The sequence below is a fragment of the Methylobacterium sp. J-001 genome (assembly GCF_022829565.1).
Taxonomy (GTDB): Bacteria; Pseudomonadota; Alphaproteobacteria; order Rhizobiales; family Beijerinckiaceae; genus Methylobacterium.
This window is the reverse complement of record NZ_JAKSYN010000030.1, coordinates 48130-61216: the sequence shown is the minus strand read 5'-3', so window position 1 is coordinate 61216 and position 13087 is coordinate 48130. Positions and strand designations below refer to the sequence as shown.

Annotated in this window: 14 protein-coding genes and 1 pseudogene; 9 read left to right on the top strand and 6 right to left on the bottom strand. The window is 69.6% G+C overall.

Annotation, left to right across the window (positions count from 1 at the left end; all coding sequences use genetic code 11):
- Positions 1-18: 18 nt before the first annotated feature.
- From MKK65_RS03295 to MKK65_RS03280, 4 genes and pseudogenes are all read right to left on the bottom strand, one after another.
- Positions 19-345: a cupin domain-containing protein gene (locus tag MKK65_RS03295; RefSeq protein ID WP_243955277.1), complete on the bottom strand. Its 327-nt coding sequence runs from the start codon at positions 343-345 to the stop codon at positions 19-21.
- Between the two features lie 114 nt (positions 346-459).
- Positions 460-576, bottom strand: a pseudogene (locus MKK65_RS03290) (tRNA delta(2)-isopentenylpyrophosphate transferase); the annotation flags it as partial.
- 313 nt (positions 577-889) lie between these two features.
- Positions 890-1114, bottom strand: a complete 225-nt coding sequence (locus MKK65_RS03285) for a hypothetical protein (RefSeq protein WP_058193881.1) — start codon at positions 1112-1114, stop codon at positions 890-892.
- Positions 1115-1332: 218 nt separating this feature from the next.
- On the bottom strand, positions 1333-2043 hold the full coding sequence (locus tag MKK65_RS03280; RefSeq protein WP_243955275.1) for an SIR2 family NAD-dependent protein deacylase: 711 nt from the start codon (positions 2041-2043) through the stop codon (positions 1333-1335).
- 114 nt (positions 2044-2157) lie between these two features.
- Between MKK65_RS03280 and MKK65_RS03275 the strand changes: the two genes are divergently transcribed.
- The 8 genes from MKK65_RS03275 (at position 2158) to MKK65_RS03240 (ending at position 10996) form a co-directional block, all read left to right on the top strand.
- Positions 2158-2718: an isochorismatase family protein gene (locus MKK65_RS03275; protein WP_243955274.1), complete on the top strand. Its 561-nt coding sequence runs from the start codon at positions 2158-2160 to the stop codon at positions 2716-2718.
- On the top strand, positions 2715-3719 hold the full coding sequence (locus MKK65_RS03270; protein WP_243955272.1) for a GlxA family transcriptional regulator: 1005 nt from the start codon (positions 2715-2717) through the stop codon (positions 3717-3719). The genes MKK65_RS03275 and MKK65_RS03270 overlap by 4 nt, the downstream gene beginning before the upstream one ends.
- A 201-nt stretch (positions 3720-3920) precedes the next feature.
- Complete coding sequence (hydA, locus tag MKK65_RS03265) at positions 3921-5348, top strand: dihydropyrimidinase (protein ID WP_243955271.1); 1428 nt, start codon at positions 3921-3923, stop codon at positions 5346-5348.
- Positions 5349-5394: 46 nt separating this feature from the next.
- A complete protein-coding gene (locus tag MKK65_RS03260) occupies positions 5395-6390 on the top strand; it encodes an ABC transporter ATP-binding protein (protein WP_243955269.1) in 996 nt (331 codons plus the stop codon).
- A 16-nt stretch (positions 6391-6406) separates the two neighbouring features.
- Entirely contained in the window at positions 6407-7669 is a 1263-nt protein-coding gene (locus tag MKK65_RS03255; RefSeq protein ID WP_058193875.1) for a PotD/PotF family extracellular solute-binding protein, read from the top strand.
- 250 nt (positions 7670-7919) lie between these two features.
- The gene (locus MKK65_RS03250; protein ID WP_243955267.1) at positions 7920-8849 is read left to right on the top strand and encodes an ABC transporter permease; all 930 of its coding nucleotides are present in this window, start codon (positions 7920-7922) and stop codon (positions 8847-8849) included.
- Positions 8850-8866: 17 nt separating this feature from the next.
- Positions 8867-9760, top strand: a complete 894-nt coding sequence (locus MKK65_RS03245) for an ABC transporter permease (protein ID WP_243955265.1) — start codon at positions 8867-8869, stop codon at positions 9758-9760.
- Positions 9761-10306: 546 nt separating this feature from the next.
- The gene (locus MKK65_RS03240) at positions 10307-10996 is read left to right on the top strand and encodes a 50S ribosomal protein L25/general stress protein Ctc (protein ID WP_243955264.1); all 690 of its coding nucleotides are present in this window, start codon (positions 10307-10309) and stop codon (positions 10994-10996) included.
- Between the two features lie 212 nt (positions 10997-11208).
- Here MKK65_RS03240 and pdxH read toward each other — a convergent pair whose 3' ends face one another.
- Positions 11209-11850, bottom strand: coding sequence for a pyridoxamine 5'-phosphate oxidase (gene pdxH / locus MKK65_RS03235; protein WP_243955262.1), 642 nt, complete (start codon positions 11848-11850; stop codon positions 11209-11211).
- Positions 11851-11942: 92 nt separating this feature from the next.
- On the opposite strand from pdxH, the gene MKK65_RS03230 reads away from it, so the two are divergent.
- A complete protein-coding gene (locus MKK65_RS03230) occupies positions 11943-12431 on the top strand; it encodes an RT0821/Lpp0805 family surface protein (RefSeq protein ID WP_313902018.1) in 489 nt (162 codons plus the stop codon).
- 48 nt (positions 12432-12479) lie between these two features.
- Here MKK65_RS03230 and MKK65_RS03225 read toward each other — a convergent pair whose 3' ends face one another.
- The gene (locus MKK65_RS03225) at positions 12480-12770 is read right to left on the bottom strand and encodes a hypothetical protein (protein ID WP_058193869.1); all 291 of its coding nucleotides are present in this window, start codon (positions 12768-12770) and stop codon (positions 12480-12482) included.
- Positions 12771-13087 lie beyond the last annotated feature (317 nt).

Genomic DNA, 13087 nt, shown 5'->3' with positions numbered 1-13087 from the left:
GAGGCCGGCCCTTTTGCGTTAGGCGTCGGGTAGCGTGACCAGCGCGTCGGGGCGCTTCACCTCGATCTCGATGAAGGCGATCGGGTGCGCCGAACCGTTCATCACGTCGTGGCGGATGCCCGCGGGCCGCGTATAGGATTGGCCGGCCGCGAGCAAAGTCTCGCTGACCGCCGCGCCGTCATGGACGCGCAGCACCCCCTCCACCAGCATCACCACGAAATACGGCCAGCCATGCTCGTGCCAGCCGGTCACGGCGCCGGGCGAAAAGTCCCAGCGGGTGATGCGCACCGTGGCATCGTCCTGCTGAATCGTGGGCACCGCGGGGATCGTGCAGGTGAAGGCCATGTGGGTTCCGGGGCTGGTGCTGCGTCGTCTCAGCGGGACGATGTCTTGGAAGGACGGGTCTCGAACACCCGGCACGCCTGCCGAAGCAGGTCGCGGACCAACACCGGTCCGGCCTCACCGCCCGAGGGCGCTGATCTCGATCACGAATTTCCGGCGCAGCGCCCGCGAGAGATCGCCGTCGCCAGCCGCGGCCAGCAGGAATGCGCCCGGGCCGCCGAGGACGTGGGCGCGGCATCCGCCCGGCTGTCGATCAGCCGCCAGCCCACCGCCAGATCGGCTTTTCGGGGGGATGGGTGCGGTGTGCGACGCCGCGCGGGTAGACCCGCCCTGTTTGTGTGGTCTGCCGGTGGTGGGCTGAAATCCCCTCGCCCCGCGTGCGGGGAGAGGGAAAGCTGCGCCCCAGTCTGAGATGTCTGAGCCTCACGGTGCGATCGGGGATCGCCCGGCTCCGGCGGCGGCATCGCTCATCTCGGAGGGGTCGATCCCCGGCCCCGGCGGCTGGGGGACGTTCGGGGCGGCCAGGAACCCGCCCCGCGCTACGGCCTCAGGCGGCCGCGGCGGCGAGCGCGTGGGGGTTGCCGTTCAGGCCGGCGCAGAGGTCGTCGATCTCGGCGAGATCCAGGGCCTCCCCGGCCCGGGCCGCGATGGTGTCGATCAGGTGGTCCTGGCGTGGGTCGAACGGATGACCCTGCATCCGGTAGAACTGGTAATAGCGCAACGCCGCCAGGACGGTGTCACGCTCGCGGTCGGTTACGGTGAAGTGCTGCATGGGTCTTTGTCTTCCCCTTGTGGCTTCAACGAACGCTTGGGCGGGCCGCGACGCCGAACCCAAGCTTGACCGTTGTAACCGGTGGGCAACTGCCCGAACAGTTCTTGACAGCTCGCGCGGATGTGATTCGCGTCATTTAAGATTCTGGTCCTGTCGTGGGAGACAGGCGTCCGAATCAAAATCGTTTACCCTGGCAACGGTTTGCAGGCCCCAGCAGGTCACAGGTCGAGCGCGGCTAAAAAATGCGGCAGTGCCGTGCTCGCCGGCCCGTAGCGGGCCTCGTCGAACGCATCGGCGTTGTCCGAAGGCTCCAGGTTGATCTCGCAGGTGGGAATATTGAGGGCCCGGGCCTGCCGGACATAGCTCGCCGCCGGGTAGACCGCCCCCGAGGTCCCCACGGCCACGAACAGGTCTGCTTCGGCGAGCGCGGCCTCGATCGTGTCGAGCTGCATCGGCATCTCGCCGAACCAGACCACGTCCGGCCGCATCCGGCCCACCGACCCGCAGGCCGGGCAGGACGACGCCCTATTCAGGTCGTCGCGCCAGGGCGTGACCACCTCGCAGGCGGTGCAACGGGCCTTGAGCAGTTCGCCGTGCATGTGGACCACCGCGCGGGAGCCCGCCCGCTCGTGCAGGTCGTCGACGTTCTGCGTGCACAGGAACAGCTCGCCGCCCCGCTCGGCCAGCCGCGCCGCGGCCCGGGCCAGGGCGACATGGGCCGCGTTCGGCTTCGCCGCGACGACGCCCCGGCGGCGATGGTCGTAGAAGTCGAGCACCGTGTCGGGATCAGCCGCGTAAGCCTCCGGGGTGGCGAGCTTCATCGGGTCGAACCGGGCCCAGATCCCGCCCCGGTCGCGGAACGTGCCGAGCCCGCTCTCGGCCGACACCCCCGCCCCGGTCAGCACGAAGATCCTCTTGGGTGCGCTCATGCAGCATCCTCTCCGGAATGGCCGGATCTGTCCGCTGGTTGGCTGTGCGGTTTCTTTCGCATGCCGCGCCAGAGGGCAATTCTGCCGCCCGCTTCACCAAGCGGGAGACACGCTATGTCCGATGTTGCGCTGCTGGTCATCGACGTCCAGGAATCCTTCCGTCACCGGCCGTTCTGGACCGAGACGGATGTGCCGCTCTTCACCGAACGCCTGCAGGCGCTCATCGACGGCGCGATCGCGCGCGCGATTCCCATCCTGCAGGTGTTCCACGTCGCCGAGACCGGGCCGTTCTCGCTCACGTCAGGCCATGTCCGCACCCTGGAGCCGATCCTGATCGCGCCGGACGCGATCTTCCACAAGCGTAAGCACAGCGCGCTGGTCGATACCGGGCTGGCGGGCTGGCTGACGCAGCACGGGATCCGCCGGCTGATCGTGTCGGGGATCCGGACCGAGCAGTGCTGCGAGACCACCACCCGCCACGCCTCCGACTGCGGCTGGCAAGTAGATTACGTCACCGAGGCGACGCTGACCTTCGCGATGACCCACCCGGACGGCCGCCGGTTCGAGGCGGAGGACATCAAGGCCCGCACCGAGCTGGTGCTGGTGGACCGCTTCGCCCGCATCGCCACGGTGGAGCAGGCGCTGGCCGGCCGGGACCGGCCGGTCGCCGCATGAGCGACACGGCGCGGCGCATCCCGGTGCTGGTGGTCCTGCCGCCGCGCACCCTGCTGCTCGACCTCGCCGGCCCCGTCGAGGTCCTGCGGATCGCCGGGGCGGTGCAGGAGCGGGCCACCTTCGCGGTCCGCTACGTGGCGCCGGATCCGTACACCCGCTGCTCGATCGGGCTGACCCTGAGCGGCGCCGAGCCGCTGCCGGAGGCGATCGCGCCGGGCACCGTGGTGCTCCTGCCCGGCGCGTCGTCCCGGGTGCTCGGCCGCGAGGCCGATCCGGACGACGCAGCCGCCGAAGCGCGGATCGTCGATTGGCTGCGCGGCGCGGTCCGGCCGGGCCACACCCTGGTCACGGTCTGCGAGGGCACGCTGCTGGCGGCCCGGGCCGGCCTGTTCGACGGCTATGCCTGCACCACCCATCACGCGAGCTGCGCCCGGCTCGCCGCACTGGCGCCCCGGGCGCGGGTGCTGGAAAACCGGCTGTTCGTGCAGGACCGGGACCGGTTCAGCAGCGCCGGCGTGACCGCGGGCGTGGACCTGATGCTCCACCTCGTCGCCGAATGGGCCGGCCCGGCCGCGGCTTTGGCGGCGGCCCGGACCCTGGTCGTCTACATGCGCCGCGGTGCCGACGACCCGCAGCTCTCGCCCTGGCTGGAGGGCCGCAGCCACCTGCATCCGGTGGTGCATCGGGCCCAGGACGCGATCACCGCCGAGCCCGCCCGCGACTGGTCGCCCGAGACCCTGGGCCGCCTTGCGGGGGCGAGCCCGCGCAACCTCGCCCGGCTGTTCCGGATCCATGCCGGGATGACCGTGACCGATGCGGTCAACCGCGCCCGGATCGCGCTCGCCCGGGACCTGATCGCCCAGACCGACCTCGCCCTGGAGCAGGTCGCCGACCGCGCGGGCTTCGGCTCGGCCCGGCACATGCGGCGGGTGTGGAGCCGATTTCATGCGGCCGCCCCCTCGAATCTCCGAACCCAAGTCTTGGTTTCGAAAGGTCCGTGACCTTTCGCGGGTCCAGGGCGGAGCCCTGGTCCATTGGGGCTCCGCCCCAATACCCCGCCAAAGGGCTGAGCCCTTTGGGATCCCCTGACCGCACTCTGGACCCCGCCGGATGGCTGTGCCCTCCTCAGGTCGTCCGAATCGGCGCGGACGATGCATCCGCCCGTCCCGACAGGCGCCCGCGGGCGCGGAGGAGTGCGCATCATGCCCGAATTCGACCTGGCGATCCGCGGCGGCACGGTGGTCACGGCGAGCGACACGGTGCGGGCGGATGTCGGCGTGCGCAGCGGGCGCATCGTGGCGGTCGCCGAGGGCATCACCGACGCCGCCCGGGTGATCGACGCCTCCGGGCTGCTGGTCCTGCCCGGCGGCATCGACAGCCATGTCCACATCGCCCAGGATCCCGGCCCCGGCATCGTCATGGCCGACGATTTCGCCAGCGCCACCCGGGCGGCGGCGGCCGGGGGCAACACCTGCGTGATGCCGTTTGCGGTCCAGCCCCGGGGCGGCTCGCTGCGCGGCGCGGTCGACGCCTATCGGGCCAAGGCCGAGGGCCAGTGCCACGTGGACGTGGCGATCCACATGATCATCTCGGACCCGAGCGAGGCGGTGCTCGGCCAGGAGCTGCCGCCCCTGGTCGCCGACGGCTACACCTCGTTCAAGGTGTTCATGACCTACGACGACTTGGTGCTGAACGACCGCCAGTTGCTCGACGTGTTCCACGTCGCGCGGCGGCAGGGCGCCCGGGTGATGGTCCATGCCGAGGGCTACGACGCGATCCGCTATCTCAGCGACCGGCTGGAGCGGGCCGGCGAGACCAGGCCCTACGGCCACGCCTTGTCCCGGCCCGAGGTGGTCGAGCGCGAGGCGGCCCACCGGGCGATCAGCCATGCCGAGCTGATCGACCTGCCGATCGTCATCGTCCACGTCTCCGGCCGCGAGGCCACCGAACAGATCGCCTGGGCGCAGGCGCGGGGGCTGAAGATCCGGGCCGAGACCTGCCCGCAATACCTGACGCTGACGGCCGAGCACATGAAGGGGCTCGGGCTCGACGATCCGATGGCGGGCGCGAAATACGTCTGCTCGCCGCCGCCCCGGGACGAGGCCAGCCAGGAGGCGGTCTGGTCCGGCATCCGGCGCGGGATCTTCGACGTGGTCTCCTCAGACCACTCGCCGTTCCGCTACGACGATCCGCAGGGCAAGCTGAACCCGCGCGGGAAATCCTCCTTCCGCTGGATCCCGAACGGCATTCCGGGGGTCGAGACAAGGCTGCCGGTGTTCTTCTCCGAAGGCGTCTCGAAGGGGCGAATCAGCCTCAACCAGTTCGCCGCGCTGACCGCGACGAACCACGCCAAGCTCTACGGCCTGTATCCGCGCAAGGGCTCGATCGCCCCGGGCTTCGATGCGGACCTGACCCTGTGGGATCCGAACAAGCGCGAGACGATCCGCCAGGACATCCTCCACCACGGCTCCGACTACACCCCCTGGGAGGGCTTTGCGGTCACCGGATGGCCGGTGATGACCATCGCGGGCGGGCAGGTGATCGCCGAGGACGGCAAGGTGCTGTCCGAGCCGGGCCGCGGCCGGGTGCTCGACCGGGCGGTCGATCCGGCCGAGCGGCAGGGCGCATGACGCCCCCTGGCCCGGCCCTTGCTCTCCGTCTCCGGGGGAGCCTCGCATGAATGTCGAGCTGATCGGCCTGACCAAGCGCTACGGCGCGGCCATTGCGGTCGATGCCATCGACCTCAAGGTGCCGTCCGGGGCGTATTGCTGCCTGCTCGGCCCCTCCGGCTGCGGCAAGACCACGACCCTGCGGATGATCGGCGGCCACGAGCGCGCCAGCGCCGGCGACGTGGTGATCGGCCCGAAGGCGGTGGGCGACGCGGCGCCGGCCGAGCGCGGCACCGCCATGATGTTCCAGAGCTACGCCCTGTTCCCGCATCTCGACGCGCGGGACAACGTCGCCTTCAGCCTGCGGATGCGCGGCGTCGGCAAGGCCGAGCGCCGGGCCAAGGCGATGGCGATGCTCGACCTCGTGCAGATGGGCCACCTCGCCGGGCGCCTGCCGGCCCAGCTCTCGGGCGGCCAGCAGCAGCGCGTCGCGCTCGCCCGCGCGCTCGTCACCGGCCCGAAGGTGCTGCTCCTGGACGAGCCGCTCTCGGCGCTCGACCCGTTCCTGCGGGTGCGGATGCGGGTCGAGCTGAAGCGGATCCAGACCGAGCTCGGGCTCACCTTCATCCACGTCACCCACAGCCAGGAGGAGGCGATGGCGCTCTCCGACCTCGTGGTGGTGATGAATGCCGGCCGGATCGAGCAGGCCGCCGACCCGCGCACCGTGTTCGAGCGGCCGGCCACCGCCTTCGTGGCCCGGTTCATCGGCGGCCACAACGTGATCCGCCTGCCCGACGGGATGATCGCCGTGCGGGCGGACCAGATGCGGCTCGGCGCCGAGGCCGGCCCGGAGGCGCTCCCGGCCCGGGTGGTCGCGGTCGAGTACCAGGGCACCAGCGTCCATGTCGGGCTCGATGCCGACGGGCTGGAGCGGGCGCCCGACAGCTCGGCCGCCCTCACCGCCGTGCTCAGCGACGCCGATTTCGCCGCCCGCCCGCTCCGGCCAGGCGACACGGTGCCGGTCGGCTGGGACGAAGCCGCCGCCCACCGCCTCGACGCGTAAGGATTTGGAGACGACCATGGATCTGTTCTCGAAGCCGAGCCGGCGCACGCTGCTGAAGGGCGCCGCGGCCCTGGCGACCACGCCGGTCACCGGCTTCCCGGCGGTGCACGCGGCCGAGCCCGTGACCCTGCGCTACCTCGGCACCGCGGTGAACCAATCCGCCGACATCGCCCGGAAGGTGAAGGAGGATCTCGGCATCACCCTCGAATACATCCCGGTGGTGACCGACGAGGTGACCAAGCGCGTCGTCACCCAGCCGAACTCCTTCGATCTGGTCGACACCGAGTATTTCAGCCTCAAGAAGATCCTGCCGTCCGGCAACCTCCAGGGCATGGACGCCAAGCGGATCACGCTCGCCGACAAGATCTCGTCCGTGTTCACCAAGGGCGAGGTGGCCGGCAAGAGGATCGGCGACCAGGGCACGGCGCCCCGGAAGGTGTTCTACCTCGAAGGCCAGGAATCGAAGAAATTTGCCGGCGAACAGACCGGTTGGATCTCGCTGATCCCCACCGTCTACAACGCCGACACGCTGGGCATCCGGCCGGATCTGGTGAAGGTCCCGGTGACGAGCTGGAAGGAGTTGCTGAATCCGGCCTTCAAGGGCCGCGCCGCGATCCTCAACATCCCGTCCATCGGCATCATGGACGCCGCCATGGTGGTGGAAGCCACCGGCGACTACACCTACGGCGACAAGGGCAACATGACGAAGCCCGAGATCGACCGCACCATCAAGCTGCTGATCGAAGCCAAGCGCGCCGGCCAGTTCCGGGCCTTCTGGCAGGACTTCAACGAATCCGTGAACCTGATGGCGTCCGGCGAGACGGTGATCCAGTCGATGTGGTCGCCCGCGGTCACCAAGGTGCGCGCGCAGGGCGTGCCCTGCACCTACCAGCCCCTCAAGGAGGGCTACCGTGCCTGGGCCTCGGGCTTCGGCATCCCCAAGACCCTGAACGGCCGGAAGCTCGACGCCGCCTACGACTTCATCAACTGGTTCCTGTCCGGCTGGGCCGGGGCCTATCTCAACCGCCAGGGCTATTATTCCGCGGTGCTGGAGACCGCGCAAAAGAACATGCAGCCCTACGAGTGGGCGTTCTGGATGGAGGGCAAGCCCGCCGAGAAGGACATCCTGGGCCCCGACGGCACCCTGATCGAGAAGGCCGGCGCCACCCGCGACGGCGGCTCCTTCGACCAGCGCATGGGCTCGGTCGCCTGCTGGAACGCCGTGATGGACGAGAACACCTACATGGTGCGCAAGTGGAACGAGTTCATCGCCGCGTGAGCGCCGTGCCCGACCGCTTCCCCGCCCCGGCTCTCGGGCAAGCCCGAGAGCCGGCCCCCTCCCCCCTTTGCGGGGGAGGGTGGCCGCTGCCTCAGCAGGGGTCGGGAGGGGGGAGCGCGATGTCCGAATGGAGCGTCTCGAATGCCGCTGCCTCGTCCTGCACCGGCGCTCCCCTCTCCCGACTCGCTTCGCGGGCCACCCTCCCCCGCAGAGGGGGGAGGGACACCGCCGCGCCGTCACAGGCCCTCCCGTGAACGACCTCGCCCTCCCCCACACCGGCGAGGCCGCTGCTGCGCCAGTCGCCGGCCCCCAACGGCGCCGGCTAAGCCTGGCCTATCTCCAGGCGGCGCCGCTGGCCCTGGTGTTCCTGGTCTTCCTGGTGGTGCCGCTTCTGCTCACCGGCATCGTGTCGTTCTGGGAATACAACGAATACGCGATCACCCCGGCGCTCACCCTGCAGAACTACGCCGACGTGTTCGACGGCTGCCTCTCCGCCGACCTCTGCACCACAATCCGCACCTATCTCTCGACCCTGAAATTCGTCGCGCTGACCCTGGCGATCACCCTGCCGCTGGGCTTTGCCATCGCCTACTTCCTGGCCTTCCACATCCGCTCGGACACGGTGCGGATGGGCCTGTTCCTGCTCTGCACGATCCCGTTCTGGACCTCGAACGTGATCCGCATGATCTCGTGGATCCCGCTGCTCGGCCGCAAGGGCCTGGTCAACGACACGCTCCGCAGCCTCGGGCTGATCAAGGCGCCGATCGAGGGCCTGCTCTATTCCGACTTCGCGGTGGTGCTGGCCTTCGTGCATCTCGACACGGTGTTCATGATCGTGCCGATCTTCAACAGCCTGGCCCGCATCGACCGGTCGCTGATCGAGGCGGCGCGCGATTGCGGCGCCTCCGGGTTCCAGACCCTCTGGAACGTGGTGCTGCCGCTCGCCAAGCCCGGCATCGCCATCGGGTCGATCTTCGTGGTGACCCTGGTGATGGGCGACTTCGTCACGGTCGGCGTGATGGGCGGCCAGCAGATCGCCAGCGTCGGCAAGGTGATCCAGGTACAGATGGCCTACCTGCAATTCCCGGCGGCGGCCGCCAACGCGGTGGTGCTGCTCGCCGCCGTGCTGCTGATGATCCTGGGGCTCACCCGGATGATCGACCTGCGCCGGGAACTTTGAGAATGGAGCTCTGAGGGATGGACCGGCCGCGCGGCTTCGCCTTCTACGGGCTCGCCGGGATTTTTTCCCTCTACGTCCTGTTCCTGTACGGGCCGACGCTGACGATCCTGGCCTTGAGCTTCCAGGGCCCGTCCGGCGGCCTGACCTTCCCGATGAACGGGGTCTCGACCCACTGGTTCGCCAAGCTGTGGGAGGGGGTCGGCGTCGTCGACATCTGGGCGGCGCTCCGGCGCTCGCTGATGCTCGGGCTGGTGGTGATGGCGCTCACCGTCACCCTGGCGTTCTATGCCGGCCTCGCCTTCCGCAAGGGGTTCCGGGGGGCGGGCCTGGTCTTCGCCCTGGCGGTGTCGAGCCTGATCGTGCCCTCGATCGTGGTCTCGCTCGGGATCGGGCTGGAATTCCGGCTCCTCGACGATGCGGTCAAGGCGGTTGCCGAGGCCACCGGCTGGGGCTTCCTGCAGGACCATGGCACCTTCATGGGCCTCTATACGTCTGCGCTGGGGGCGCATCTCACCTGGACGCTGCCCTTCGGCCTGCTGATTATGTTCGCGGTGTTCAACCGGTTCAGCCCGTCCTACGAGGAGGCCGCCCGCGACCTCGGCGCCACCGGGGCGCAGACGCTGCGGCACGTGGTGGTGCCGATCCTGGCTCCCGCGCTAGTCGGCGTCGCCCTGTTCGGCTTCACCCTGTCCTTCGACGAGCTCGCCCGCACCAGCCAGGCGATCGGCGGCCGCAACACCCTGCCGCTGGAGTTGCAGGGCCTGACCACCACGGTGACGACCCCGGAGATCTACGCGCTGGGCACCACCACGACGGCGTTCTCCGCCCTGGTGATCGGCACGGCGCTCGGCCTGACCGTGTGGCTGCAACGGCGCCGGGCGCGGCAGGCGCTTGCGGGGCTGCGACCGTAAGGGGGCGGTTGGACGGGCGGTCTGTTGCCGGTTGAAGCGCGGCCCTTTCCCGGATGCCTGGAACGTCAGTGGAAGGCGATCCGGGGCCCAGCAGGCCATGCGCCGCGCAGCGGCACAATTGAGAAGCGGCGTTGCTGCAAGCGGATGCTTCGCGTCCCCTCGATATCGTACTGTTGGACGGGTCGGCACAGCGCCTCACCGTCATTGCGAGCGCAGCGAAGCAACCCAGTGCGGCGCGCGGTTCCAGATCGCAGGGTGTCCCTGGGTCGCTTCGCTGCGCTCGCGATGACGGCGCGGGATCCGTACCGACCGATCCAACCGGATCACCGGTGAGACCGCCATTCGGCCTCGGGCATGTCGACACGCGATGCTGCCACGGTGCGAGCGACAGCGCACCAAACATTGCCAACCCACCCCCATCCGTGTATGCGCACGGCGCGCCCTCCGACACCCTTGGAGGCAGGGGCGCACCGGGAAGGTCATAGCCGTCCGCGTCGGGCGGCTTTTTCGTTTTCCGGATCCAGCCATCATTTGAAGGATCACGCCATGAGCGCAGTCAAGACGCTTGAGGCCGTGGCACGCGACCGGGTCGGCAAGGGGGCCGCCCGGGCCGTTCGTCGCCAGGGTCAAGTTCCCGCCGTCGTGTACGGAGGCGGCCAGCCGCCGCAATCCATCGCCATCGACCTCGTCCGCGCCCGCACCCTGATCTACGCCGGCGGCTTCAAGACCACGCTGTTCGAGATCAAGGCCGGCGGCAAGACCGTCCGGGCGATCCCGCGCGACTTCCAGCTCGACCCGGTCAGCGGCGTGCCGCTGCATGTCGACTTCCTGCGCGTCGTCTCCGGTCAGACCGTAACCGTCGAGGTGCCGGTGCACTTCATCAACGAGGACGCGGCCCCCGGCATCAAGAAGCTCGGCGGCACCCTCAACATCGTCGCCCACACCCTGACCCTCGACGTCGCCCCGGACCAGATCCCGGACGCGATCGAGGTCGACCTGACCGGGCGCGAGATCGGCGACGTGATCCACGTCTCCGACGTCAAGATCCCGGCCGGCACCCACACGGGTGAGCCGACCGATCCGGTGGCCAACATCGTGCCGCCGACCGTGCTGGGCGCCGAGGTCGAGGCCGAGGAGGCCGCGATCGCCGAGGCGCAGTCGGCCGAAGCCGCCGAGGAGAAGGCCGAAGAGGCCGCTTCCGAGGACGAAGAGAAGAAGGACGGCGAGGAGGCCTGAGCCTCGTCGCACGCCGCGCATCGTCGAGAGCCCCGGCCCCGCCGGGGCTCTCTTCGTTTCAGGGGGTTCACCGCCGAGACCCGGGGTTTCCAAAGGGCTCAGCCCTTTGGCGGCGTTCGGGGGCGGAGCCCCCGATGCGTCGGGCGAGGCCAGATACCAGGGCTGCGCCCTGGACCCGCAAAAGATCTCGACCTTTTGAAACCGCGGCTGTCCTACGGGTACAGCCGCGACCGGCTCCAGCCGTCGCCCGCGCGGGTGAAGCGGACCCGGTCGTGCAGGCGGTAATCGCCGTTCTGCCAGAATTCCAGAGACACCGGCGCGATGCGGAATCCGGTCCAATGCTCGGGCCGGGGAATCGGGCCGTCCTCGTAGCGGGCGGCCAGCTCCGTGACCGTGGCCGTCAGCGTGGCGCGGTCGGCAAGCGGGCGGGATTGCTGGCTGGCGATGGCGCCGAGCCGGCTCTCCCGGCGGCGGCTCTCGAAATACGCGTCGGCTTCCTCCGGCGTCACCGGCGAGACCGGCCCGCGGGCGCGGATCTGCCGGCGCAGGCTCTTCCAGTGCAGCACCAGGGCGGCCTGCGGGTTCTGGGCCAGCTCCTCGCCCTTGGCGGACTGGATGTTGGTGTAGAACACGAAGCCGTGCGCGTCGAAGCCCTTCAGCAGCACCATGCGCACGTCGGGCAGCCCGTCCGACCCGGCGGTGGCCAGCGCCATCGCATTCGCATCCTCAGGCTCGGCGGCCTCCGCCTCGCGCATCCAGGCGGAAAACAGCGCGACCGGATCGTCGCTCAGCGTGAAGTCCGAGGTCGGGGCAGGCGCGCCGGCCTTCGGGTCATCGGTCCTTAACTGATCCACGGCAAGACTCCTGCCTGCCGCGTCCAGGGCCTGAGGGGGCACCGACATCGGCATGTTCGGTCGAGCGGATAGCCCGTCGTGAGTCAGGTGTAATGCGGCGATGCGCGTGTAAAGAGCCAAGCCGACGGTTGCGCGCCCCTGTGGCGATGACAGCCCTGTCGCTGGCGATGCTCCTGTCCGGCTGCAGCCAGCCGCTGCTCGTCTTCCGCGGTGAGCCTGCGGCGACGCCCCCCGTGGCCGAAGAGCCCGTGGTCACCGGCAGCATCGAGAAGCGGCCGACGAGCTTCGGGTCCGATCTCGGGGAAGAGGATTGGCGACGCGCCCGCGCGGCGCTGTCGGTCGCCCTCGATCCGCAGGGCAACGGCCGACCGGTGAAATGGGACAACCCGGAGACCGGCCTGCACGGCGCGGTCAATCCGACCGGCCTGCCCTATGTCGCGGACGACCTGATCTGCCGCAATTTTCTGGCCTCGGTGATCGGGCCCGGCCGCAGCCGCTTCGTGCGCGGCACCGGCTGCAAGCCCTCCGGCGGCCATTGGGTACTCAAGCGGGTCCGGGCCGCCGGATCGGAGCGGTCCTGACCGGCCCACCGGGGCCCCACAAGGAGGCCCGGCGGATCGCGCTGCCGCTCAGTACGGATAGCCGTAATAAGGCCGCATGCGCAGGCGCGGCTGGGCGGCCGGGGGTGTCGCAGCGCGGGCGGCAGCCTCGGGATCGTAGGCGCGGATATACGGGTCGAGAGCCGGGTCGCGGTAGTTGCCGTTGTTGACGCCGGCCGAACGGTCGTTGCCGCTCAGCGCCGCGTAGGGCGAGAGGCCGCTGCCGCTGTCACCGCCGCCACCGCCGCCGCCCCAGGCAAAGGCCGCACTCGGAAGGCCGATGAGCAGCATCGCGGCCAGCGGCATCATCTTGCGTGTCATGTCGTCTCTCCGCATCACATCTCACGGGCGAACCGCCAAGCCGATCCACGGGTTCCCGAGGGAGGCCGGGATCACCGCGTGGCATGGTATCACGGTGGTGTTCCGGTGGGTTATCGCCATGCGTAAAAAACAGATCCCGTGGTTTTTCAACAGAATCCGCCGCGGATTAACCGCCCGCAATGGTGAACCATCGACCAGACTTGTTTGATCGCTCCAGAGAGCGATAGCATTCGATCATGTGATAACCGTATCGATGGTTGTCTTCGAGCGTCGTCAGGGTTCGCGGTGAGCGTCGTTACGGGATTCAGCACGCCGCC